General features: G+C 34.5%; 18 protein-coding genes. 12 read left to right on the top strand and 6 right to left on the bottom strand.

Annotated elements, in window-relative coordinates:
• Positions 1 to 196 precede the first annotated feature (196 nt).
• Genes bamG through AC2A1D_RS09045 form a run of 3 tightly spaced genes read left to right on the top strand, consistent with a single transcriptional unit; the run spans position 197 to position 3,128 of the window.
• Positions 197 to 1,489, top strand: a complete 1,293-nt coding sequence (bamG, locus tag AC2A1D_RS09055; RefSeq protein WP_484043307.1) for a BamG family beta-barrel-assembly machinery protein — start codon at positions 197 to 199, stop codon at positions 1,487 to 1,489.
• A gap of 2 nt (positions 1,490 to 1,491) precedes the next feature.
• Positions 1,492 to 2,085: an LPS export ABC transporter periplasmic protein LptC gene (lptC, locus tag AC2A1D_RS09050; protein ID WP_484043306.1), complete on the top strand. Its 594-nt coding sequence runs from the start codon at positions 1,492 to 1,494 to the stop codon at positions 2,083 to 2,085.
• Complete coding sequence (locus tag AC2A1D_RS09045; RefSeq protein ID WP_484043305.1) at positions 2,082 to 3,128, top strand: anhydro-N-acetylmuramic acid kinase; 1,047 nt, start codon at positions 2,082 to 2,084, stop codon at positions 3,126 to 3,128. The genes lptC and AC2A1D_RS09045 overlap by 4 nt, the downstream gene beginning before the upstream one ends.
• Before the next feature lie 28 nt (positions 3,129 to 3,156).
• Here AC2A1D_RS09045 and AC2A1D_RS09040 read toward each other — a convergent pair whose 3' ends face one another.
• Positions 3,157 to 3,546 carry an SRPBCC family protein gene (locus AC2A1D_RS09040; RefSeq protein ID WP_484043304.1) on the bottom strand — a complete coding sequence of 130 codons (390 nt, stop codon included), beginning with the start codon at positions 3,544 to 3,546 and terminating at the stop codon, positions 3,157 to 3,159.
• A 29-nt stretch (positions 3,547 to 3,575) separates the two neighbouring features.
• Between AC2A1D_RS09040 and AC2A1D_RS09035 the strand changes: the two genes are divergently transcribed.
• Entirely contained in the window at positions 3,576 to 4,187 is a 612-nt protein-coding gene (locus AC2A1D_RS09035; protein WP_484043303.1) for an NUDIX hydrolase, read from the top strand.
• On the opposite strand, the gene AC2A1D_RS09030 is transcribed toward AC2A1D_RS09035, so the two are convergent.
• Together AC2A1D_RS09030 and gldJ are read right to left on the bottom strand one after the other, a co-directional pair.
• Complete coding sequence (locus AC2A1D_RS09030) at positions 4,180 to 5,451, bottom strand: UDP-N-acetylmuramoyl-tripeptide--D-alanyl-D-alanine ligase (protein WP_484043302.1); 1,272 nt, start codon at positions 5,449 to 5,451, stop codon at positions 4,180 to 4,182. The two genes, AC2A1D_RS09035 and AC2A1D_RS09030, sit on opposite strands and share 8 nt — an antisense overlap.
• A 65-nt stretch (positions 5,452 to 5,516) precedes the next feature.
• Positions 5,517 to 7,118 carry a gliding motility lipoprotein GldJ gene (gldJ, locus tag AC2A1D_RS09025; RefSeq protein ID WP_484043301.1) on the bottom strand — a complete coding sequence of 534 codons (1,602 nt, stop codon included), beginning with the start codon at positions 7,116 to 7,118 and terminating at the stop codon, positions 5,517 to 5,519.
• Positions 7,119 to 7,280: 162 nt separating this feature from the next.
• On the opposite strand from gldJ, the gene porU reads away from it, so the two are divergent.
• The 3 genes from porU (at position 7,281) to AC2A1D_RS09010 (ending at position 14,819) form a co-directional block, all read left to right on the top strand.
• Positions 7,281 to 11,177 carry a type IX secretion system sortase PorU gene (gene porU, locus AC2A1D_RS09020; RefSeq protein WP_484043300.1) on the top strand — a complete coding sequence of 1,299 codons (3,897 nt, stop codon included), beginning with the start codon at positions 7,281 to 7,283 and terminating at the stop codon, positions 11,175 to 11,177.
• A 58-nt stretch (positions 11,178 to 11,235) separates the two neighbouring features.
• A complete protein-coding gene (porV, locus tag AC2A1D_RS09015; protein ID WP_484043299.1) occupies positions 11,236 to 12,399 on the top strand; it encodes a type IX secretion system outer membrane channel protein PorV in 1,164 nt (387 codons plus the stop codon).
• A 161-nt stretch (positions 12,400 to 12,560) separates the two neighbouring features.
• Positions 12,561 to 14,819 carry an FUSC family protein gene (locus AC2A1D_RS09010; protein ID WP_484043298.1) on the top strand — a complete coding sequence of 753 codons (2,259 nt, stop codon included), beginning with the start codon at positions 12,561 to 12,563 and terminating at the stop codon, positions 14,817 to 14,819.
• On the opposite strand, the gene AC2A1D_RS09005 is transcribed toward AC2A1D_RS09010, so the two are convergent.
• Positions 14,800 to 15,414 carry a 4'-phosphopantetheinyl transferase family protein gene (locus AC2A1D_RS09005; protein WP_484043297.1) on the bottom strand — a complete coding sequence of 205 codons (615 nt, stop codon included), beginning with the start codon at positions 15,412 to 15,414 and terminating at the stop codon, positions 14,800 to 14,802. The two genes, AC2A1D_RS09010 and AC2A1D_RS09005, sit on opposite strands and share 20 nt — an antisense overlap.
• 284 nt (positions 15,415 to 15,698) lie before the next feature.
• Between AC2A1D_RS09005 and ahcY the strand changes: the two genes are divergently transcribed.
• From ahcY to AC2A1D_RS08985, 4 genes are all read left to right on the top strand, one after another.
• Positions 15,699 to 17,012 (top strand): adenosylhomocysteinase, encoded by a 1,314-nt coding sequence (ahcY, locus tag AC2A1D_RS09000; RefSeq protein WP_484043296.1) that lies wholly within the window; start codon positions 15,699 to 15,701, stop codon positions 17,010 to 17,012.
• 220 nt (positions 17,013 to 17,232) lie between these two features.
• The gene (locus AC2A1D_RS08995; RefSeq protein WP_484043295.1) at positions 17,233 to 18,003 is read left to right on the top strand and encodes a hypothetical protein; all 771 of its coding nucleotides are present in this window, start codon (positions 17,233 to 17,235) and stop codon (positions 18,001 to 18,003) included.
• A 339-nt stretch (positions 18,004 to 18,342) separates the two neighbouring features.
• Positions 18,343 to 18,735 carry an inner membrane protein YiaA gene (gene yiaA / locus AC2A1D_RS08990; protein WP_484043294.1) on the top strand — a complete coding sequence of 131 codons (393 nt, stop codon included), beginning with the start codon at positions 18,343 to 18,345 and terminating at the stop codon, positions 18,733 to 18,735.
• 68 nt (positions 18,736 to 18,803) lie between these two features.
• Positions 18,804 to 20,474: a BspA family leucine-rich repeat surface protein gene (locus tag AC2A1D_RS08985; protein ID WP_484043293.1), complete on the top strand. Its 1,671-nt coding sequence runs from the start codon at positions 18,804 to 18,806 to the stop codon at positions 20,472 to 20,474.
• Between the two features lie 52 nt (positions 20,475 to 20,526).
• Here AC2A1D_RS08985 and purE read toward each other — a convergent pair whose 3' ends face one another.
• Positions 20,527 to 21,027 (bottom strand): 5-(carboxyamino)imidazole ribonucleotide mutase, encoded by a 501-nt coding sequence (gene purE / locus AC2A1D_RS08980; RefSeq protein ID WP_484043292.1) that lies wholly within the window; start codon positions 21,025 to 21,027, stop codon positions 20,527 to 20,529.
• Between the two features lie 223 nt (positions 21,028 to 21,250).
• On the opposite strand from purE, the gene AC2A1D_RS08975 reads away from it, so the two are divergent.
• Positions 21,251 to 22,162 carry a DMT family transporter gene (locus AC2A1D_RS08975; RefSeq protein WP_484043333.1) on the top strand — a complete coding sequence of 304 codons (912 nt, stop codon included), beginning with the start codon at positions 21,251 to 21,253 and terminating at the stop codon, positions 22,160 to 22,162.
• A 15-nt stretch (positions 22,163 to 22,177) separates the two neighbouring features.
• On the opposite strand, the gene AC2A1D_RS08970 is transcribed toward AC2A1D_RS08975, so the two are convergent.
• Positions 22,178 to 24,250, bottom strand: a complete 2,073-nt coding sequence (locus AC2A1D_RS08970; RefSeq protein WP_484043291.1) for a TonB-dependent receptor plug domain-containing protein — start codon at positions 24,248 to 24,250, stop codon at positions 22,178 to 22,180.
• Between the last annotated feature and the right edge of the window lie 6 nt (positions 24,251 to 24,256).

Raw genomic sequence — 24,256 nt, 5'->3', positions numbered from 1 at the left:
TTTACAAATTTTTAAGCCTAAAATCACTTTTTTCTTATGTCTTTAAGAATTTTAAAAAAAAATAATAAAAATCGATGGCAAACCCAATTCATTAAAGACAATTCATTAATCAAGTCCCTTAACAAACTTTAACCACGTTTAATTTTTACAATTCATTAATATTTAAGATATTTGCGCATTATTTTAAAAATCTAGAATGAAAAAAATCTTTGTACTATCATTCATTTCGGTGGGATATTTCCTTAACGCGCAGAGTATAAGCAACTCGCCTTACGCAACTTACGGAATCGGAGATGTAAAGTATGATAATACGATCGAAACCTCTTCAATGGGAGGTATTTCAACTGCATATATCAGTGATTTTACCAGTAATTTTAATTTCGCAAACCCTGCAAACAACACAAATTTTGGTTTAACCAGTATTAAATTGGAGGCTACAAACGAAAATAATTACTTTAAAACGAACAATAATAATACAAAGTCTACAAAACATTCTACGTATTTATCTAATATTTCGCTTGCATTTCCTATTTCATCAAAAGTGAAAATGGGTTTTCTATATCAACCGTATAGCTCAAAAAGTTACGACCTTATCCAAACGCAAACTGTTACCAACCAGCAGACAAATGAGACCATCACTTATGCTAACAGATTTACAGGTAAAGGTACTTTGAGTACAGCACAAGCAGCAGTTTCTTACAATGTAGGTTCTGGTTTCTCGGTTGGTGCAAGAGCCAATTTCTATTTTGGAAATCTTTATGACGTTAATGAATTTACTGCTACCAATGCAGAGTTTATCAATGGTTACGAGACTAAAAACAGTATCAAAAACTTCAACTTTACTTTAGGGACAAGTTATCAACACTTAAATCCTTCTTCTGATAAAAAACTTACTTTAGGAGCTACAGCTACTTTTGGAAATACAAGTAATATTACTACTGACTACAAAAACAGTACTTATTATTATACAACAGGAGATACAAAGCTAGGTGAAACTATTATTGAGCAAAAAAACACTTCTTCGAAAAATCTTCTTCCGCTACAAGCATCAATAGGAGCTGGATACGGAAGCGAAAACGAGTGGTTTGTTTCTGCTCAGGTAGATTACAAAAAAGGTGAAACTGTTTCCTATTTCGGAAAAACATACGATTTCCAAGATACTTATAAAATTTCTGCCGGTGGATGGTACCTTCCCAACTACAACAACTTTAGAAATTATTTCTCGAGAGTGGTGTACCGTTACGGAGCTTTCTACGAAAGAGGAGGTCTAAATATTTACGGAAACAATATCAACAGATACGGAATTTCAGCTGGAGTGCTTCTTCCTTTCAAATCTAGCAACATTCAGAGAATGAGCGGATTAGAATTAGGAATTGAAGCAGGAAAAAGAGGAACACTCAACGACAACCTAATCAGACAAAATTACATCAATTTGAAAGTTGGTTTCAACTTTGCTGATAAGTGGTTCAGAAAGAGCTTATATAACTAAGAATGATTTTTCTTAAAAATATACAATTTAAAAATATAGCATACCTTTTCAGTTGTGCTATATTTTTTATATTCACTTCTTGCGAAGAAGATTTAACCAAGAAAAAAGGCTCAGAAAACAAAAACTTCCCTTCGCAAATCATCAATAATGCTAATATTATTCAGAGAGACTCTGGTTTTATTACTCTAAAAGCACACGCTGCTATTATTGAGAAATATGAACTAATCGACAGTCCGTATGTGGTAGCTAAAAAAGGCATTAAGATTGAATTCTTCGACAAGAAAAATCCAAAACCAGGAGTAATCACTGCAAAATATGCGAGAATTTTTGAATATAAAAAATTCTACGAAGCAAAAGGCGATGTAAGAATTACCACCAATGAAGGAAGAAGATTCGTAACGCAAAGTGTTTATTGGGATCAAAAAAAGCAAAGAATTTATACACGTGATACGGTTTTCGCAACAATGCCCGATGGTTCTGTTTTGGTACACGCAAACGGAATGACTGCCAAAGACGACTTTTCAGAGTATACTTTCTTTAAAAATTCTGGAGATCTGGATGTAAGCCAAAGCAAACTTGTTCAAAAACCACAATGAAAACTATTGCCCTTGGTTTAATGTCTGGAACCAGTCTTGACGGTCTTGACATTTGCATTGCTCAGTTTGAAAAAACTGAAAACCGCTGGAATTTTCAGATTCTTGAAGCAGAAACAGTTCCGTATCCCGAACAATGGGAAGAAAATCTTCGAAATGCAGTTTCGCTTTCTTCTGAAAACCTTTTAGCTTTACATGCAGATTACGGTTTCTATTTAGGAAAAACAGTCAATGATTTTTTAAATTCAAAAAAAATTAAAAATATTGATTTGATTGCCTCTCATGGCCACACTGTTTTTCACCAACCAAAAAGAAAATTTACCCTTCAAATTGGAGATGGAAGAGCCCTTAAACTTGAAACATCCATTCCTACGATATACGATTTCAGAAGTCAGGATGTTTTAATGGGTGGAAATGGCGCTCCTCTAGTTCCCATTGGCGACGAACTTCTTTTTTCTGAATATGAAGCCTGCCTAAATCTTGGAGGATTTTCTAATATTTCTTTCAAAAAAAATGATAAAAGAATTGCCTTTGATATTTGCCCTGTAAATATTATTTTGAACCAACTTTCTTTAGAATTTGGCAAAAAATACGATGAAAACGGAAATCTAGCAAGAACGGGAACCATAAATTCTGAACTTTTACAACAGCTTAATTCTCTAGAATTCTATCAACAACAACCTCCAAAATCTCTCGGAATTGAATGGTGCTTTGAAAATATTTTTCCTTTGCTGAAAAAATACGATGCACAAACATCAATTGCCACGATTACAGAGCACGCTGCATATCAAATTTCAAAAGTTTTTAACGAAAATCAACTGAAAAATGTACTTTTTACTGGTGGCGGAACGTATAACCAATTCTTAATTAAAAGAATACAAGCTCATACTTCCACAGAAATTATTATTCCGAGCAAAGAGATTATCAACTTCAAAGAAGCGCTCATTTTCGCTTTTATGGGAGTTTTAAGACAGAATAACGAAATTAATGTCTTAAGCTCAGCAACTGGAAGTTCAAAAGACCACAGCTCTGGTGTTATCGCATAAAAAAACCTTCATTACTGAAGGTTTTTCTTTATTTGTATGTTTCGATTTTATCGGTAAGTGTATTGATAAAATTTTGCAAAGGCTTTTCAACCATCATTTTTATGAAAGGGTTAAATTTCCCTTCAAACAACATATGCACCTCGGTTTGATTTTCGTTTAAAGGATTCAAAGCTGCAGTAAGCGCGAATTCTAAACTAGAACTTGCAGATTTCAAAACAGCTTTTGTATCTGTTACTTCATCAATTTTCAAAGCAATTTCAGGCATTCCTTGAAGTCCGAATTTGAAACCGTCTTCACGACTTTCAAACTTCTGTAGACCATCTGGCATAAATTGTTTGTAATTATCCGGAGTTTTTAAGAGTTCAGAAAGCTCTTTAGCAGATTTATTAACGATTATTTTTCGTCCTTCTAAATTCATTTTTTATTTTTGTATTTAAATTATTACAAATGTATAAAGTTTTTGTCAACGAAAAAAAATTATTACTCTCTAAGAATTCTCAAAACTTAGAAAAAACCATTAGTTACGAAAACTCTACCACACTAGAAATTGCGTTGGATTTACTTCAGAATACATCAACCTCAGAATTGAATGTTTTTTTTGAAGATTTAGATTTACTTTGGGAAGAATTCAACAAACTATTTAGAAAGATAGAAGCAGCGGGAGGTATTGTAAACAATGCTTCTGGCGAAATTCTTTTTATTAAAAGATTAGGAAAATGGGACCTTCCAAAAGGTAAAATGGAGAAAGGAGAATCTCGTGAAGAATCTGCTATTAGAGAAATCGAGGAAGAAACCGGCCTTAGAAATGTAGTTTTAAAAGACTTCATCAATACAACGTATCATATTTACATCGAAAGAAACGGCGACCGCGTTTTAAAATACACGCATTGGTTTGAAATGTTTTTTGATGGTGAAGACACCTCAAAACCTCAGATTGAAGAGGGAATTACTGAAGTTGCCTGGAAAAACGACGCAAAAATAACAGAAGAAGTTTTCCCAAGCACTTTCAAAAATATTAAATTGATTTTATCTGATTTTAAAGAATCGAAATCTAAATAAAATCGAGAGCTTTTTCTAAAGCAATTCCTCTTGAGGCCTTCAAAAGAATATTATCCGAAGAAATTTTGCTTTCGGAAAGATATTCAATAAGTTCAGCTGTATTATTGAATGCTTCATTGGAAAGATTTACTTTTTTAAACTGTGCTCCAACTGTAATTATTTGGTCGAAGTTTAGACTTTTTGCTAAGTCTAGAATATTTTTATGCTCTTTTTCGCTTTCTTCACCCAATTCAAGCATATCTCCGATTACGATAGTTTTTGAACCTTCAAATGTTTTAAAATTATGAAGAGAAGCCGTCATAGAACTTGGATTGGCATTGTACGTATCCAAAACCAAAGTTCTGCCCTCTTTTTGCATAACTTGAGAACGCATGTTCGTTGGCGTATAATTTTCTACGGCGTGTTTTATTTTTTCAAATTCGATTCCGAAATGAAAACCTAAACTTGCAGCTGCACAAAGATTGGTAAAGTTATACTCACCGGTAAGTTTAGAAGTTGCTTTTTTGCCTTGGAAATCTAATCCCACAAAATGCTCAGAAGAAAATAATTCGAACTGATAATCTGAACTTTCTTTCCCAAAACTGATAATTGGCGAATATCCTTCTGTTTTTTCCATCTGAATTGGATCATTTTGATTCACCAAAATAGTTTGCTGATTATTTTTAAGATAATCATACAACTCAGATTTCCCTTTAATTACACCTTCAAAGCCACCGAAACCTTCTAAATGTGCTTTTCCAAAGTTGGTAATGTAGCCAATGTTGGGTTTCGCAATTGAGCAAAGCAGTTCAATCTCTTTTTGATGATTGGCGCCCATTTCTACAACAGCCATTTCGTGTTCATCGCGAATCGAAAGAATCGTTAAAGGAACCCCGATGTGATTATTAAGATTTCCAAAGGTATATTGCACATTAAATTTTTCAGACAACACTGCATGAATAATTTCTTTTGTCGTTGTTTTACCATTACTTCCTGTAAGACCAATCATAGGAATTTGCAATTGACTTCGATGATGAATAGCCAGTTTCTGCAAAAACTCTAAAGTAGATTCTACATAAAAAATATTTTTGTCTGGCTTTGCATAGTCTTGTTGCTCTACAATTACCGCTAAAGCGCCTTTTTCAACAGCATCTTCTGCAAGTTTTGCGGCATTAAAGTTTTCACCTGAAAAGGCGAAGAAAATATCGTTCAGACCTACTTTTCGACTGTCGATCGTTACTTTATTAGACTTTAAATATATCTGATAAAATTCTTGTACATTCATAGTTCAAAAATAAAAAACCTTCTGAAAATTCAGAAGGTTTTTTTGCATAATATTTTGATAATAAATTATCTTCTCGTTCTACCTTTATTTTTAGAAGTCGCATCCTGTGCTACACGGAATCCGATCCATCCATATCCAGAGTTTTCAGCTTTGTATCTTCTTTGTCCTGGATCTAACCAGTACGCTGAATCTTGCCAAGAACCACCTTTCACTACTCTAATTTCGTTGTTGATATGAGTTGTTCTTTGCGCTCCATCTTTTTGGATTTTAACTCTACCGTTTGCATCTACAAAGAAGTTTTTCTTAACTCCGTTATACATGTTGTAAGCAGCAGCAGAATCTCCTGCGTTTCTATAATTAAGAGATGATTGTCTGTCTCCATCTCTAAAGTTTGCATAGTTTGCAAGAGTTTCTCTAGAGTATTGACCAGGCAAGTTTCTTGCCACTAATCTACCATCTTTTAAAGTATCATATTTAATGTTTGTTTCGTCTACCATTTGGTAAGTACCGTCTCCGTTTCTTACGATAGCTTGAGGAGCATTACCTCTGTAGTAGTTGAAATCACTGTATTCATCATCGATGATTGGTCTGTAGACATCAGCAGTCCATTCTGCAACGTTACCAAACATACCATAAATACCTAAAGCATTTGAAGGATATTGTCTTACGTCTGAAGTTTTAGCTGAACCGTCGTTTTTCCAACCTGCAGGACCAGAGTAGTCACCCTGTCCTTGTTTGAAGTTTTCAAGGAGCATACCTTTGTCTTTTCCTTTAGTGCCTCTAAGTTTTTCAATCTCTGGAGTTTTACCAGTGTACATGTTGTACTCTCTGTTTTTCTCCATTGCTAAAGCTGCGTACTCCCATTCAACCTCTGTAGGAAGTCTGAATTTTGTTACCATATCTGCACCAGGAGCTCTGTTTGCAGCAATTAATCTCTGGTTTGTTGTTTTGATACCAGTTTTTTGCTGTCTTCTTTGCTCATTGATATAGCCTTGCATTTCTGGATCATTCGATTTGAATTTATCCATATTGAAAGCTGTACCACCTTGGTTATTTGATTCGTTTTCATATAAATCTTTAGCAATGATACCTGCATTCATTAATGCTTTCTCATTTGCTCTGTCTGTCAACCATTCACAATATCTATTTGCCTGAGACCAAGCTACTCCTACTACTGGGTAATAGTCATAATTAGCATCTCTGAAATAAGTTTCGTTGAAATCATTTCTAGAAAGCTTGTTATCCCACAATAAAGTATCTGGCAACGCACCATTGTAGATCTCCTTAAAACTAGGATCACTTGGTGGGAACACATACTTCAACCATGTAATATACTCACGGTATTCGTAGTTAGTAATTTCTGTTTCACCGATAAAGAAAGAACTTACCTGCATTCTGCGTGGCGAGTTATTCCAATCGTGCATTACATCATCTTTCACTAATCCCATTGTAAAAGTTCCACCTTCTACATATACCATTCCCGGCCATCCCTTCTGCTCTTGTTGCTTTCCTGCGAAAAACCAACCCGATTTATCGTTTGGTTTCCAACCTGTTTTAGAGACAAAACTTTTCGTACCGCCTCCTTTACCGGTACCCGAACCACCACAACTGGTTAATGCAAGTGTAGAACTCAATGCTATTAATGAAAACAACTTTAGTTTTTTCATAGTCGATATAAATATTATTCAAAGTACAAAGAAAAGTAAATTATTCAATAAATCAAACAAAGAATTGATTTTTTTGAAAAACGATATGAAATTAATTTTATTGTACGCTATCTAATTATAAAATTTTCATTTATTTTGTAATTCAGAAATTCAGATAAAAACATGAGACTGAAATTTATTCTACTATCTATTTTCTCCCTTACTATTACAATTAAGGCTCAACGTGTCGCCATCGAATGGAACGGCTCAAAAACGGAAAGCTTTGGTGATGTAAAAAAAGTACTTCCTTCTTTTAAGAATGAAGGTTTTTCCTTTAGCCATAATAACATCTTTATTCATGATAAAATAAAAACAGGAGCCAACAAAATAAGAATCTCTAATCTGCAGTGGGAAAACGTTTCTCCGAAAGACCTTTTCGAGCTTACCCCAATGCAAATTCCGGATTACGAAATTGCCGATGTTACTTATTATACTCTTGAAGGAGAAAGATACGCTGGTTACAACATCTCTTTATTTAAAAGAATTAACGGAAGCGTACAAAGATTATCATCATTTCAAATTTCTGAAGACAATAGCTCTACCAATTTGGTAACAGCAAAAGTAGGCTCTACCACAAACCCTCTTTCTACAGGAACTTTTTATAAGATTAAGGTTGATAAATCTGGAATTTTCAAAATCTCGGCTCAGTTCTTAAGAGATATTGGAATTAATCCTTCGAATGTAAACCCAAAAAATTTCAGAGTTTATGGTAACGGTGGTGTAATGCTTCCGGAATTTAACCAAGATACTAAATACAGTGCGCTACAAGAAAATGCTATTCAAGTTGTAGGAGAAGAAGATAATGTATGGCATGATAGCGATTATGCCCTGTTCTATGCACAAGGTCCTAATGGGTATAATCTTTATGATAATACAAACGGAAACGGTTATAAAAGAACCGATACTAGAGTTGATAGAAGTAATGGTGTAAAAAATATTTATGAAGATTATTCCTATTATTATATCACTTTCGATAAAGGAGCTGGTAAGAGAGTTCAGAATGTAGATGTGAATCTTCCTTCCACCCCATTAATTACAAGATACGACGATTATCAAGTAATCAATAATGATGAAAAAAACCTGTTGAAGGTAGGGAGAATCTGGACAGAACAAACTCCTTTCACCACAGATAAGGCGGTAACAATTACAACAAAATCACCAATTCAGGGAGGAGACATAATTCGATATAGAACTCAGGTTGTAGGCTTATATTCTCAGCAAAACAGTGTTACATTTAATGTTAACAACCAAAATCCGTTAACTATAAGTGTGCCTGTAAATTCTCAGTATTATGCATACGACTTTTACTCTTTAAGATATGCCGGTACATTATCTAACATCAGCGGAAACCAAATAACCTTTAATTATCTTCCCAATATAAGTACTAATCCTAACGGAGTCTTCCATTACGATTATCTTGAAGTGCAATACAAGGAAGACTTGAAGTACAATGGTGCGCAAATGAATTTCAGAGACTTTTCTCTACAAAGCGGTTCTAATACAACCTACGGATTTGGGATAAGCAACACCTCTGGAATGGAGCAAGTTTGGGACGTTACAGATATTACCAATGCCAACAGAAGAGTAAACAAATCTACTGCTTCTGGAGCTTTTGATTTTGCTTACAATACATCGAATCTATACTTCAACAACGAGTTTGTGGCATTTAAAGCAGATGCAGCTTTCGCTCCTCAGTTTGTAGAAAGAGTTGCCAATCAAGATTTATCTTCTATGCAAAACGTAGATTACTTAATCTTGGCTACTCCAGAATTGATGGGACAAGCACAAAGATTGGCAAACTATCATCAAACCACAAACAATTTCAATGTTCAAATAGTAGATCCTGCAAAAATTTACAACGAATTTGGAAGCGGAAGCAGAGATATTACAGCAATTAGAGATTTCATTACTAAGCTAAATACCCCTACTGGAAGATTGAAATATGTATTTATCTTAGGAGATGCTTCGTACGACTATAAAAACAGAGTACAAAACAACAACAATATTATCTCCACGTATGAAAGTGAAGAATCTGCTGATTTTGTAAGCTCTTTCGTTACCGACGATTATTTTGTAATGACGACTCCGCAAACCAATACAATTATCACAAGCAGCCTACCCGACTTACCAATTGGAAGACTTCCTGCATCTAATGCCACAGAAGCAGCCAATATGATAGACAAAACATTGGCATATTACAACTCTTTACCGGGGCAATCCAATTCTTTCGGGGAATGGAAAATGAAACTAGACTTTGTTGTTGATGATGATAATGAGGGAGGTGCGCCATTCCATACGGTAATGAACAATACATTGAAAAATGTTTTTGAAGTTCCTGCAAGTACAAATTTAAGAGAATATAACGTTAGAAAATTATATTTAGATTCTTACCAAGGGCAAAGTACAGCAGGAGGAAGAAGATATCCGCAGGTAAACCAAGCTATTTCAAATGATATGGGAAATAGTTTATATTTATTCTATTTCGGGCATGGAGGTATCAACGGTTGGGCTCAAGAAAGAGTTTTTACCACTACCGAAATTCAGGCAGCTAATAATTTTTCAAACATATACAGCAGATTTCCATTTGTATCTACCATTACGTGTGAATTTACTTTATGGGATGAACCTTCTACTTTCTCTGCAGGCGAGCAGTTGATTAAGCTAAAACAAGGAGGTCCCGCTTCTATGATTACTTCGAGCCGAGCAGTAGGTGTAGGATATGGTATTGATTTTACAGACTTGTTTACCAAAGAAATGTTCAGATTAACAAGTGATGATTTTATCACGATAGGAAATGCTCATTTAATTGCTAAAAAATTAAAACCTAACGATCCAAACCACTTTAAAGTAAACTTTTTGGGAGATCCAGCCATGAAATTGAGCAGACCGAAAAGATTACTTGTAATTGATAATATCGAAACTCCAGTTCCGGGACTAATTAGAGGTTTAGACTTTGTAAAAATCAAGGGTCATATTAATAATAGCAATGGAACAGTTAACACAACTTTTAATGGCCGTGTTGTAATCAATATTTTTGATAAAAAGCTAAATAAAAGCACTCTAAACAACCCTGGTCAATTAACACCAATTCTAAATTATACAGAAGAAGGAAGTGCTATTGTAAAAGCTTCCGGTATTGCAACAAACGGGCAGTTTACAGTAGAATTCTACGTTCCAAAAGATATAAATTATACGGTAGGAGAAGGAAGAATTTTAGGATATGCAGACAATAAGTCAACAGACGTTTTCAATAACCAAGCTGTACAAGTAGGAGATATTAATCCAAACGGTATTAACGACAACGAACCGCCAAAAGTGAAATTGTATATGAACAACACCAATTTTGCAAACGGAGGGATCACCAATCAAAACCCTACTCTTTTGGCTTGTTTAACAGATGATACAGGAATCAATTCAACAGGTTCGGGAGTAGGCCACGATATTACTACCTATCTTGATGGCCAAATCATCAACACGGTTGTTCTGAATGATTTCTATGCATCTGGAGAAGGAAATGGCTGTATAAATCCTGCTTTGGCAGAATTCCAAAAAGGGAATGTAACATATCCTTTCAGAAATCTATCGGTTGGCCAACATCAACTTACCTTTAAAGTTTGGGATATCAACAATAATTCGACCACGTCTACGTTAAACTTTGAGGTGAAGGATGAGTCTGATCAACATTTAGTAATCAACCGACCGTTGAACTGGCCAAACCCTTTTACCAATAAAACATACATTCATTTTGAGCATAATTGTGATGATATCTTAGATGTGAATGTTCAAATTTATACAATTACAGGAAAATTAGTAAAAACAATTTCTACAGCGGTAATTGCAGAACCGTTCCTACAGGGCTATAGAACACCGAAACAAGCAATTGAATGGGACGGAAAAGACGATTTTGGTGATACAGTTGCAAAAGGTACGTATATTTTTAAGATATTTGCAAAAAGTCAAAATCAAGAAAAATGCAAAGGGAGTGCTACAGCTGTAGAAAAAATGGTACTTTTGAAGTAAAAATATAATTATAACATAAAATATCTGTAAAACTGATAATATATATAAAAGACAACATATGAATTTAACTACTAAACTGCTTTTAGGATTAGGTTTAGGTGCAGGCGTTTTAAGTTTCGCACAAGATTTAAGTCAGGTAAGACCTGTTTTGACAGGGGCACCTTTCCTAAGAATAGCACCGGATGCAAGATCAGGAGGTATGGGAGATCAGGGGGTGGTAACTTCACCGGACGCGTTTTCTCAATTCTGGAATGCCGCTAAATATCCTTTCAGCAGAACAAGTTCTTCAATTGGTTTGAACTATACACCGTACATGAGCAAGCTTACAAATGACGTATTTTTGCTATATGGCGCTTTTCATAAATTTTTAGGACAAGAAGAAAGATCTACTATCTCTGCAAGTATCTACTATTTTAACATGGGAGAGGTTCATCTTACTCAGTTGGTAGGAAGCGAAGTTACTTCTATGGGTACTTCAAAACCAAACGAGTTCTCGATTGACGTAGCGTATGGTCTTAAATTATCAGATTCTTACTCAATGGCGGTTACTGGTAGATTTATTCGTTCAGACTTAGCCGGTGGTTTCAATACAGATACAACTTTAAAACCAGCCAACTCTTTTGCAGTTGACGTTTCTGGTTACTATACTTCACCAAGATTTCAAGCTTTTGGAAATTATGAAGGTAAAGTAAACGGTGGTTTTGCAGTTACAAACCTTGGTCCTAAATTAGATTACACAGGAAACGAAGAATCTAGATCTTATCTACCAACAATGGCTAGATTAGGGGTAGGTTACGATATGTATTTTGACGACATGAACAAAGTAGGGCTTTCTGTAGAAGGTTCTAAAATCTTGGTTCCAGGTTCTGAATATGTAGGAACAGATCCAAATACAAGACAACCCATGTATCAAGTTCCTAACGTTGGAGTAATGCAGGGTATCGGAAAATCTTTCAACAACCCGAACTCTATTATGTACAGCGGTGCATTAGAATATTCTTATGACAATGCTTTTGCTTTAAGAGGAGGTTACTTCCACGAAAGTGAAGAGCAAGGAGCAAGACAATTTGCAACTGCAGGTATTGGTTTAAAATACCGTTCATTCGGGTTAGATATTTCTTACCTTATCAACATGTCTAAAATCAACACGGCATTAGATAACACGCTTCGTTTTGGTCTTACATGGCAAATCGGTTCTGAAACTCAAAATGTAGATTATTAAGAAAAATAATTTCTATATCATAAAAAAGCTCCAATTTAGTTGGAGCTTTTTTTGTTTAGGCACAAAAATTATTATTTAAAGTCACAAAAACTTTTCAAAAAAATAATATTTAAAGCAGAAACAAACCTCTTCAATTCAGAGATATCACTTACTTTTGTAGTATGAACTATTCTTCGGAGCTTAAAAAATTTGTTACCAGCCAATATGTGTATTCCGCAATACGCATTACTTTGGCAACGGTTGTTCCATGTTTAGTTCTCGCTCATTTTGGTATTTTAAAAGAATACTTTCTCTTTCCGCTCGGAACCAGTTTTGTGGCACTTACCGACCAACCAGGGCCATTTATCCGAAGAAGAAATGCACTTGCATTTGCTATTTTTTGCTTTGTCGTAGTTGCGCTTATTGCAAGTTTAGTTAAAGGAATTTTACCTCTCGTTCTTCTAGAAATCGTCGTTTTCGGAATGTTTTTTTCGATGATTGGCGTTTATGGGCAAAGATTAGCTGCAGTAGGTTCGTTATCATTGGTTGTTTTAGCCATCTTTATTGATGGACATTTAACTGGAGCAAATATTTTCAAGAGTCTCGCCATTTTCGGAGCCGGCTGTATTTGGTTTTTGCTGATATTTTTAGTTGTTACCACCATTCAACCCTATAAATTGGCAAGCCAGATGATTGGCGAAAATTATCTTCAATTGGCTGAATTTTTAAAAATTAAAGCCAATTATTATCAAAAAAATCCAGATTTTGATAAACTAACGAACGAAGTTATTGCCAAACAAATCGGAATCAAAAATTTGCAGGAAGAAACTCGTGAAACGGTTTTCAAAACAAGAACGATTGTAAACGAATCTACCACAATTTCTCGTCTTTTAATGCTTACTTTCCTCAACTCGATGGATTTGCACGAAAAGCTTATGACTTCAGAAAGTGATTATAAAAAACTTCAGGAAAGTTTTGAAGATTCTACTATTTTGGTGAAAATTCATGATTTTCTAAATATTCTTTCAGACGAACTTACCAACATCGGAATTTCTCTGCAAAGCAGCGTAAGAGCTAGACCTGTAAATGATTTGGAAGCAGAATCTCGAGAATTGAATATCCAATATTTCGAGTTGAGAAACCGCACATTAAACCCAGAAACGCTTGAGAATTTTATGATTCTGAGGCAAATTATGTTGCGCATCAACGAAATAACGAAGGAAATTGAAGAAATTTACAAAGTATTTTCACAAAATGTAAAACTGGCAAAAAGTCTTTCGACAGGTTTAGATTTGAAAAAATTTATGCCGAATGAAGAAAAAATCAATTTTAAGGTTTTAAAAAGTAATTTTTCATTATCATCTTCTCACTTTAGACACGCCATAAGAATCACTTCTGCACTATTGATGGGATATTTGGTGTCTTTACTTCCGTTTTTAGTGATTGGCCATACGTATTGGATTTTGATTACCATCATAGCAATTTTGAAACCCGCCTACTCCATTACCAAGCAAAGGAATCTCCTGAGATTTTACGGAACTGTTGCAGGAGCCATTATTGCCTACGGAATATTATATTTCATCCACATCAACGGAGTTTTGCTCGGAATTTTGCTTTTTAGCATGATTTTATGCTTCAGTTTTTTGAAAGGAAGATATTTTTGGGCAGTCTTATTTATGACGATTTACATTTTCTTAAGCTTCAACTTTCTAAATCCAGGCAATGTAGATGTTATTTTTAAAGACAGAATTGTGGATACTTTAATTGCAGGAATTATTGGTTTCATCGTTTCCTATTTAATATTACCTGTTTGGGAACATACGCAGAATTTAGATTTAATGAAAAAATCTGCAGATTCTAACCTTATCTATTTTCACACCGTGATGGATAGATTTTCTAGCAAAAACCACGATTTGGAAGATTATAAAATAAAAAGAAAAAATGCCATCATTTCTTTGGCAAATCTTTCCGACAGTTTCCAAAGAATGATTTCTGAACCTAAAAATCAGCAGAAAAAACAAGAAGTAGTGCATCAATTTGTGGCCACATCTCATTTGATTACGGCTTATACAGCTTCGCTTTCACAGTATGTTCAAAACAACAAAAAATTTCCTGAAATTGATACTGAGTCTTGGACGAAAAAAATTGAAGCCGAAATGCAGAAAACCGCTGCTCTGCTGAATGACGAAAAAATTTCTGAAACATTAAAAATGGACAGCCGTTTGGAGCCCGAAGATTCTTCTGTTGAAGATTTGCTCAACAAAAGAAAAATTGAACTTTCGGAAAACGAACATTACGACCGTCGAGATCCAGAGAAAATTTCTCATCTTACCCAACTCAAAAATATTCATGATGTTTTGGAACTGATTTTTGATGTGGCAAAAGAGCAAAGAAAAGTGATTGAAAAGTACAAAGCTGAAACTACTCCTCCACAATCGTAAAACAGTATTCGTCGAAAAATTCTACCCGCGCTTTCAACTCATCTGAAATTTTATCGTCGTGAACTCTGCAACGAATGCTGTGAAGATGTTTCAACTCAAAAGGTCTTACTTCGTAATGTTTTTTCAAAGACCAGTGTTTAGAATGATGTATTTTGTACATACTTTCCTTCACGCTCCAGATAATTGTGTAAAAAATCACCTCAGTATCAAAAGGAATAAAACCACGTTCGTTTTCGTAGGTAAATTTATCGATTACCCTTAAAATTTTAGGGTTAAATTTCTCAAGGTCGATTCCTATTTTATTTTTTGAAACTGCAATAGCTGCAAAAGGGAAAGAATGAGTAATTGAAATTTCTGCATCTTTTGGAAACAAATAAGGCTCTCTTTCTTGATATAAGATCTTGGAATTCGGTTTTAAACTTTTCAAAAGTTTGCGCACCATCAACACTTCCAACAGTTTTTTAGGATGATAATCTTTTACTTTCTCGGCATTTTCAGGTTCTAGAAGTTCATCTGCATTTAGTTCTTCATTCTCGTCGTATTTCCAGACAAGAATGGTAGCGTTTTCATCAGAAAAATCTCTATAAAGAGGCATGGCTTTACTATTTGTGGTAAAAATAATGTTTTTTTTTGGCTTTATATTTTCGCAAAAAAAAATCATCAACATTTCTGATTATTATAATTTTCTATTTATAAAAAAAAATGAGCTCTTATTTACACTTCAAAAAAAACACTCACATAGAAAACCCTGAAAATCTAAACTTTACAAAAAATTATTTACTATTTTGTATGATAAACGTTTTGTATAAGTGTTTTTGTATCTGAATTATATGTTGTAATTTTGCCATTCGATAATTGATAAAAATTCATTCATAAGATATGAGTACAACAACACAATACGTTCCTTATAAAGTTAAGGACATCGCCCTTGCAGAATGGGGAAGAAAAGAAATTACTTTGGCAGAAGCTGAAATGCCTGGTTTGATGGCTATTCGTGAAGAATACGGACCGTCTCAACCATTGAAAGGTGCTAGAATTGCAGGATGTCTTCACATGACCATCCAAACTGCTGTTCTTATCGAGACTTTAGTAGCTTTAGGTGCAGAAGTTACTTGGTCTTCTTGTAACATCTTCTCTACTCAGGATCACGCTGCTGCTGCAATTGCTGCTGCTGGAATTCCAGTTTACGCTTGGAAAGGTCTTAACGAAGAGGAATTCGACTGGTGTATTGAGCAAACTTTATTCTTCGGAGAAGACAGAAAACCATTGAACATGATTTTGGATGACGGTGGAGATTTAACGAACATGGTTTTCGACAGATACCCTGAATTGACTAAAGATATCAAAGGTCTTTCCGAAGAAACTACAACTGGTGTTCACAGATTGTATGAAAGAATGAAAAACGGAACTTTGGTAATGCCTGCAATCAACGTAAATGATTCTGTTACTAAGTCTAAATTTGATAACAAATACGGTTGTAAAGAATCTGCAGTAGATGCTGTAAGAAGAGCTACAGACGTAATGTTGGCTGGTAAAAGAGTTGTAGTTTGTGGTTACGGAGACGTAGGTAAAGGTACAGCTGCATCTTTCAGAGGAGCGGGTTCTATCGTTACAGTTACTGAAATCGACCCAATCTGTGCTTTACAAGCTGCAATGGACGGTTACGAAGTAAAAAGATTAGATTCTGTGGTTGATAACGCAGATATCATCATCACTACAACAGGTAACTTCAATATTGTAAGAGGAGAGCATTTCCTTAAAATGAAAGATAAAGCTATCGTTTGTAACATCGGTCACTTCGATAACGAAATCGATATGGCTTGGTTAAACTCAAACTATGGTGCTACAAAATCTGAAGTAAAACCACAAGTTGATATCTACAACGTTGAAGGTAAAGAAATCATCATTCTTGCTGAAGGTAGATTGGTAAACTTAGGATGTGCAACAGGTCACCCATCTTTTGTAATGTCTAACTCTTTCTCTAACCAAACTTTGGCTCAAATCGAACTTTGGAACAATTCTGCCGCTTACGGAAACGAAGTTTACATGCTTCCTAAGCATTTAGATGAAAAAGTAGCTGCTCTTCACCTTAAAAAATTAAGCGTAGAGCTAGAAGTACTTTCTCCAGAGCAAGCTGATTATATTGGTGTTGCAGTTGAAGGACCATTCAAACCTGAATATTACAGATATTAATTTATTGGTAATGAGTAATAGGTAATGAGTAATTTTTGCCTGTTATAAAATATACAACGCTTCAGATTTTCTGAAGCGTTTTTTTATAAAACATTTTATAAGATTATCATTTACAAATTCAAATTATTAAAATAACAATCATAAAAAGTTATTCATAAAACATTTAAGAAACTCTTCAACTTGAAGAGTTTTTTTTATATTTGAAAAAAAACATAGACGTATGAACCAAGTTATTGACGACATCTTGTTAAAAATCAATAACCATGATGATGTAAAAAATTCCGTTCTCAGTAAAACTGAAAAATGGAAAAACAGCCATTATGAGACTCTTTCTCAAATCATTAATCACAATTTAACAAGCAAAATTGAAGTAAATTCCGAACTATTTTTCACGCTTGGAAACTCCGTTTCTGCCATTACTTTGAAGAGACTGTATAAAAAGGAAATTAAACCTTCTGCACATACTGATCTTCGGTTCCGGAAAACTTTAGATAAACTTTGTGTGTTCTTAGATTATGAAGACTTAAATGATTTTATATCTCGAAGGACATCCCCCAAAGAAGATTCTCCAGACGAACAAGATCTTTTAAATTATCTAAAGAAAATTGTTCTCGAGCTTTGTTCAATTGAGTTTGAAGCCTTAAAAGACCTCAGTATTACAGATGAAAAAGCTTTTAGCAAAGTTCTCGTAAGTAATACTCCTTATATTGAAAAAGTAAAAGCATACCGGCAAAATCTATTCAATTTAAAGTGTCATTTTTTGGAAGATCTTAGCAACTACGAAGTATATAATTATAAAATCATCTCCAAAGAAGACGATCTCATTATCTTAGAAACAGAAGAATTTTGGAATATTAACTTTAAAATACCCACCGGAATTTATCCCTATCATAAGAGAGCTAAACAAACTTACTACTTCAAATATGATGGTGAACATCTCAAAATTTGGGATAATTACAATCCCGATATTGGCGAAGTTCTAGGTTTGTAGCCATGCTCTTACCATCTAGACTTTGCTAGATTTTCATGAAAATTCTTTTCATCATTTGTGCACTGCAAATGTAAAAAGGAAAGCTTTCAGAAAACGAATCTTAAACTGATCTTATCTTTCTCTCAATTTATATGTAAAAAATTTTAGAAAATCGTTGAATTATAGTTTCGGCGGAGCTTCGCTCCGCCGAAACATTTTATATAAAAAAGCATTTGCAAACAAGTAGCACATTTCTAAATAATTAGATTATAAAAATCATTAAAAATTGAAATAATATCTCCAAAATCATTTACATTTAACCGAAAATAATATCTTTGATGATATTAAAAAATTTAAATCATGAAAAAACAAAGAGTATCGAATGCGTTTGTTGCTGCTTCTTGGGTAGCTTTAGGCGCAGGAATGATAGGTTTTATTGTTGGGCTTGCGCGAGCTGAAATGGAGCTCAACGAAAAAGGATATTATTTCACGATTTTATTGTACGGATTATTTGCGGTAGTTTCGCTTCAAAAAGCAGTGAGAGACAGACTAGAAAACATCCCTGTAACCGATATTTACTACGGAATCTGCTGGTTTGCCACACTTTCATCCATTGTTTTACTTGCCATTGGTCTTTGGAACGCAACCATTCTTCCGAGTGAAAAAGGTTTTTATGCATTTGCTTTTCTTTTAGCATTATTTGGTGCTATTGCCGTCCAAAAGAATACAAGAGATAATATGATGCCTGAATAAAATATTAAAAGCTCACCAATTAGGTGAGTTTATTTTTTTATCATATCTTTATTTCACAAAATATTGACATGAAAAAACTACTCTTTACTGTACTTTTATTTTTTATTTGTATTATAACTAAAGCTCAAAATGAGTTTATTACTCTCTGGAAACCTTCAATTGTTCAAACATCAATTCCAGACAACCCTCCTTTTCCATCATCAAACACACAAGTTTGGATACCCGTGAGAGGAAGTAATTTTACCATTTATTGGGAAGAGAATGGTTATCCTAATCATCACGACACCTTAGATAACCTGAATTCGTCTACACAAATATTACTAGATTTCGGAACTCCACATAATCCTAACCCAACTAATGCTACCTATATTGTAAAAGTTAGTAATGGCAATGGTACTTTTCAGAGAATTGCATTTATTGACCCTACTTTACTTCAAACAGAAGACCTTATGGGCGATGCTCAGAAAATCCTAGAAATAAATCAATGGGGAAACATTGCTTGGACTTCAATGAACAATGCATTTACAGGATGTTTAAACCTAAACTTAACCGCAACAGATAGCCCAAATCTAAGTGCAGTAACAGATATGTCTTCAATGTTTAAAGGTTGTTCTATACTTGTTGGGAATAACTCTATCAATAATTGGGATACTTCTTCTGTAACCAATATGAATGGAACTTTTCAACAGTGTAGATTATTCAATCAACCAATTGGCAATTGGAATACAAGCAATGTAACTAACATGGCTACAATGTTTCTTTTTGCACAAAGCTTTAACCAACCCATCGGAAGTTGGAATACAGCACAGGTAATAAACACAGATGCCATGTTTCAAAATGCAAAAGCGTTTAACCAACCTATAGGAACTTGGAATACTTCGAGCTTAACTGAAATGGAGTTTATGTTTGCAAATGCAACAGTTTTTAATCAAAACATCAACGATTGGAACACTTCTAATGTAACTGAAATGAATGGAGTATTTATTAATGCAAAAGCATTCAATCTACCACTAAATAAATGGAATACATCTAATGTGACTAGAATGAATGATATGTTTTTAGGAGCTTCTCTTTTTAACCAAAACATTTCTAGTTGGAATACCTCATCGGTAACGTTGATGCAGACCATGTTTCAAAACGCAACTGCATTTAACCAAAATATAGGAAATTGGAATACTTCTTCTGTCACAAACATGGTTAATATGTTTAGCGGAGCTTCTAGCTTCAACCAAAATCTAGGAAACTGGAACCTTTCTTCTTTGCAATACGCGAGCAGCATGTTTTATAATTCTGGAATGAATTGCCAAAACTACGACAGTACCTTATACGGATGGAATTTAAATCCAGCCACCGCTTCCAACATTTCTTTAAATATGGTAACTCCTTTGGTTTACAGTCATCCTGCAGCAGTTGCAGCGAGACAATCATTAATCACTAACAAAGGATGGTCTTTCTTAGGAGACTCTTATAATGGAGAATGCCAATCGATACTTTCTACAAAAGAAGATTATTTATCTAATAACATTAGCATTTACCCAAATCCTGCAACAGATTTTATTAAGGTTAAAAATGTAAAACTTTCAGAAAGCTTTATAATTTTTGATGCAAGCGCAAGAATTGTACTTCAAGGAAAACTCAATAGCAGCGAAATTGATGTTAGAACTTTAGAAAAAGGAAATTACATCTTGCAAATTCTCTCTAAAAACAAAACTGAGAATTTCAAATTCATCAAAAAATAAATGAAAACGCCTCAAGAAATTTTGAGGCGTTTTTTATGATTTTAAAATCTTATTAATCGAAATGATTCGGATGTTGGTTTTTAATATCATCCACCGTTCCCAACACTTTATCTTTTAAAGCATCTTGATATTTTTGAAGCCTCTCTCCTACTTTTTCATCTGCGCTACCCATAATTTTAGCAGCTAAAATCCCTGCATTCAAAGCACCATTTAATGCAACAGTTGCTACAGGAATTCCTCCAGGCATTTGAAGAATAGACAAAATAGAATCCCATCCATCGATAGAATTGCTAGAAAGAATAGGAACTCCAATTACCGGAAGCGTTGTACAACTTGCCACCATTCCTGGAAGATGTGCTGCACCACCTGCTCCTGCAATAATTACTTTCAGACCTCTTTCTTTTGCAGTTTTTGCATAATCAAACATTCTTTCTGGTGTTCTGTGTGCAGAAACAACGGTTAATTCGTAAGGAATTTCCAAAGATTTCAAAAAAGTTGCAGCTTGTTCCATAATCAGTAAGTCGCTCTGACTTCCCATGATAATTCCTACCATTTTTCTTCGTTTTTATTAGATGAGCAAAGATAAACAATCGATATTCAATATTCAAAAATTCAAGATTTAAAATTTGCGGCGAGATGCGGGATTTGAGATTCGAGATTCGTCAACACATTTCCAATTTGTTTTTAAAACTCACCACCTAACTCTCAAACCCTCCAACTCTATAACTCTACAACTCCTAATAAAAACTCTATCTTTGCAACTCCAATTCAACCTTTTGAAAGATCTTAAACTTACATTTGCTATTCTTGCCGTCGCTATTATTTGGGGCACAACTTTTTTATCGATTCGTGTTGCCGTAGAAACAATTCCAGGTTGGTTTGTAGCGGGAATCCGCCAACTTTTAGCATCAATTATTATGTTGATTGTTCTTTTGTACCGAAAAGAGTTACGATGGATTGGTTGGAAAAATCTGAAATATCAACTTCTATTTTCAACACTTATGCTGATTGTCGCCAACGGAATGACAACGGTGGCAGAAGAAAACGTAACGAGTAGTCTTGCTTCTTTAATCAGTGCTTGTTCTCCTATTATCGTTTTTCTGGGAAGCGTGCTTATTGGTTTGCAAAAATTTAGTTTGAAAGCACTTTTGGGGTTAATTTTATGCTTTAGCGGAATTCTATTTATCTTTTGGGACGGAATTCAAGACCTTGCCAATCCAGATTACAGAATGGGCGTCTTTTACCTTCTGATTGCTATTTTTGGCTGGGCTTCCGGAACAATTTTCACAAAGAAACTAACTATTCCGAGTACCAATATTACGTTGAATCTTTTCTATCAATTTTTATTTGCCGGAATTGTTCAAATTGGCTTGGCTTTTCTTTTTTCTGAACATTATAATTTTTCTAACTGGAGTTTGAAAAGTATTACAGCGACCATTTATCTGGCTATTTTCGGCTCTGTTGCTGCTTTTTTTGCCTTTCATTATGCACTTACCAAAATCTCTGCGGTGCAAGTTTCAATTTTATCTTACGTAAATACCATTATCTCGATTTTCCTAAGTTGGCTGATTTTACATGAAAGTATTTCGGCTAAATTTATTTTAGCTTCGGCTCTCATTATTGGCGGAGTTTTTATGATTAATTACAAACCTGAAATGTTCAAAAGAAGTAATTCGCAAGAAGTTTAGTTTAAAAATATTTCATTATTTCAAGTTAAATTTTACGCCCAAAAACCCTCGAATTCCTTGCATGGATGCGTATCCATACGTTGTATCAAAAGTATATCCATTCGGATTATTGATAGGATCATCTGTATTTTTATCGAAAGGATCAAAAGGTCGCATGATTGGATTTTTAGGTGTGAAATTGAGTAGATTCTTTACTCCACCATACATTTCAAAACCATTTTTAAACTTTTTAGAAACCTGAATATTCATCAATGAATACCAAGGTGAATATTCAGGTCTATAATCATTTTCCAGCACGGGAAGTCGTATTGGACCATAAATTTGCCCCGTAAAATCTACAGTTAATTGATGTGGAAATTGGTATGAAAAAGCATAAGTTCCACTCCATTTTGGAGCGTGAAGTTGCTGCGATTTTATATTTTCATCCTCAAATTTTTGAAAAACATCCAAATAAGTCACACCAAAATTAATAGTAAGTGGAAAATTAAAGGTATAATCTACATTCAAAGAAGCACCACGAGAAATTCCGTATCCATGAAGGTTATAGTATATAATTTTCTCTGGATTTGTATCAAAATCACCAACAATTTTATTGCTAAAATAAGTGTAAAAGGCAGAAGCATCGAGATTGATTAACTGTTTTCCTGTCGAGATTTTCCAAATATAATTCAAATTTCCGTTGATGGATTTTTCTGGTTTTAAGTTATCTTTTATCACCACTTCCCTCGAACCCGTTAATGCCGCATGGTCTTCTGTAAACAAATTCACCACACGAAAACCTGTACCAAAATTAAACCTCAACACATGATAAGGATTGGGAGAAAACTTCCAAGCAATACGTGGCGAATGAACTCCGTGATGTACTTTATCATAATCAAAACGATAACCTAAAAGCAACGTGTTTTTCTCACTCATTTCCCATTGATTCTGAATAAACAAACCTAAAATTGGAGATTTCATCGGTTGGTTTGAGATTCCGTCGCTGGCTAAAGTTCCGGGCGTATTGTCGTCATAAAATGTTTTCTTTAGGGTAAATCCTGCAATTACATCATGATTTTTAAAACTACGGCTCCAATAAGTTTGTGTAAAAGCTACTTTTTGCAAAGCGTTGTAAGGTGTTTCGCCATAAAAAGAATTCTGCTCATGAAAATTATAAGAAAACTGCGTGAAAATTTCTTCTCTCAAAGGCCATTGATAAACCCCGAAAGCTTCTACCCGATTCGTATAAACAGATTCTCCATACACTTCGTTGCTTCCGCGATAGTTTTTTTTCCATTGCATTTCGCCACCAAATCGGTCTTCATACAAATAACGAAGGGCAAAACTCGCCAACCGATTTTCTTTTCTTCTAAAATTCCATTTATTAAAAACCGAAATACGGTTTTGCAACGCCGCATCGGTAAAATTATCGTGATTATGGTCTATTCTTTCATTAAAATTAAAGTAATTTAAACTCAATAAAGACGCCGCTTTTTTACCCACAAAAAATTTTGTTGAAAGGTCGATATTATTTTCAAACCAAGTGGTTGTCATCAAATCGACACTCAATTTTGGCGCTTGCCAAGCATTTTTGGTGATAATGTTAATAACTCCGCCCATCGCTTCTGAACCATACAAAGAAGAAGCCGGCCCTTTTACCACTTCAATTCTATCGACCAACGAATTGGGAATTCCACTTAAACCATACACCATTGAAAGCGAACTAACAATTGGCATTCCGTCAATCAAAATCATGGTATAAGGACCTTCTAAACCATTGATGTGAATATCGCCTGTGTTGCAAACCGAGCAATTGAGTTGCGATTTTACGCCATTCACCATCGCAATCGATTCAAAAACGCTGGGTGTAGGATTTTTCTGAAAAAACTTTTGACTGTAAATTTCCACCGCCACCGGACTTTTAGAACGACTTACAGGTTTTAATGTTCCGGTAATCACAACATCGTTGATGTTTTGCGATTTCAACATCTCTCTTTTTACAGAAGTCGCAGAATCAGAAACATGAAGAGTATTCAGTTTCAAACTATCTACTTCTTGAGAAAAGTACATCAACGGTAAAAAAACTACAGAAAAAAATATTCGCTTCATCGAATT

Source organism: Chryseobacterium sp. HNCC26DJ239, assembly GCF_057180445.1.
Note: the sequence above shows the minus strand (reverse complement) of the source record. Positions and strands in the feature narration are given on the sequence as shown.

Coding starts and splice junctions, on each gene's coding strand:
- bamG (WP_484043307.1), top strand. CDS start 197: ATGAAAAAAATCTTTGTACTATCATTCATTTCGGTGGGATATTTCCTT.
- lptC (WP_484043306.1), top strand. CDS start 1,492: ATGATTTTTCTTAAAAATATACAATTTAAAAATATAGCATACCTTTTC.
- AC2A1D_RS09045 (WP_484043305.1), top strand. CDS start 2,082: ATGAAAACTATTGCCCTTGGTTTAATGTCTGGAACCAGTCTTGACGGT.
- AC2A1D_RS09040 (WP_484043304.1), bottom strand. CDS start 3,546: ATGAATTTAGAAGGACGAAAAATAATCGTTAATAAATCTGCTAAAGAG.
- AC2A1D_RS09035 (WP_484043303.1), top strand. CDS start 3,576: ATGTATAAAGTTTTTGTCAACGAAAAAAAATTATTACTCTCTAAGAAT.
- AC2A1D_RS09030 (WP_484043302.1), bottom strand. CDS start 5,451: ATGAATGTACAAGAATTTTATCAGATATATTTAAAGTCTAATAAAGTA.
- gldJ (WP_484043301.1), bottom strand. CDS start 7,118: ATGAAAAAACTAAAGTTGTTTTCATTAATAGCATTGAGTTCTACACTT.
- porU (WP_484043300.1), top strand. CDS start 7,281: ATGAGACTGAAATTTATTCTACTATCTATTTTCTCCCTTACTATTACA.
- porV (WP_484043299.1), top strand. CDS start 11,236: ATGAATTTAACTACTAAACTGCTTTTAGGATTAGGTTTAGGTGCAGGC.
- AC2A1D_RS09010 (WP_484043298.1), top strand. CDS start 12,561: ATGAACTATTCTTCGGAGCTTAAAAAATTTGTTACCAGCCAATATGTG.
- AC2A1D_RS09005 (WP_484043297.1), bottom strand. CDS start 15,414: ATGCCTCTTTATAGAGATTTTTCTGATGAAAACGCTACCATTCTTGTC.
- ahcY (WP_484043296.1), top strand. CDS start 15,699: ATGAGTACAACAACACAATACGTTCCTTATAAAGTTAAGGACATCGCC.
- AC2A1D_RS08995 (WP_484043295.1), top strand. CDS start 17,233: ATGAACCAAGTTATTGACGACATCTTGTTAAAAATCAATAACCATGAT.
- yiaA (WP_484043294.1), top strand. CDS start 18,343: ATGAAAAAACAAAGAGTATCGAATGCGTTTGTTGCTGCTTCTTGGGTA.
- AC2A1D_RS08985 (WP_484043293.1), top strand. CDS start 18,804: ATGAAAAAACTACTCTTTACTGTACTTTTATTTTTTATTTGTATTATA.
- purE (WP_484043292.1), bottom strand. CDS start 21,027: ATGGTAGGAATTATCATGGGAAGTCAGAGCGACTTACTGATTATGGAA.
- AC2A1D_RS08970 (WP_484043291.1), bottom strand. CDS start 24,250: ATGAAGCGAATATTTTTTTCTGTAGTTTTTTTACCGTTGATGTACTTT.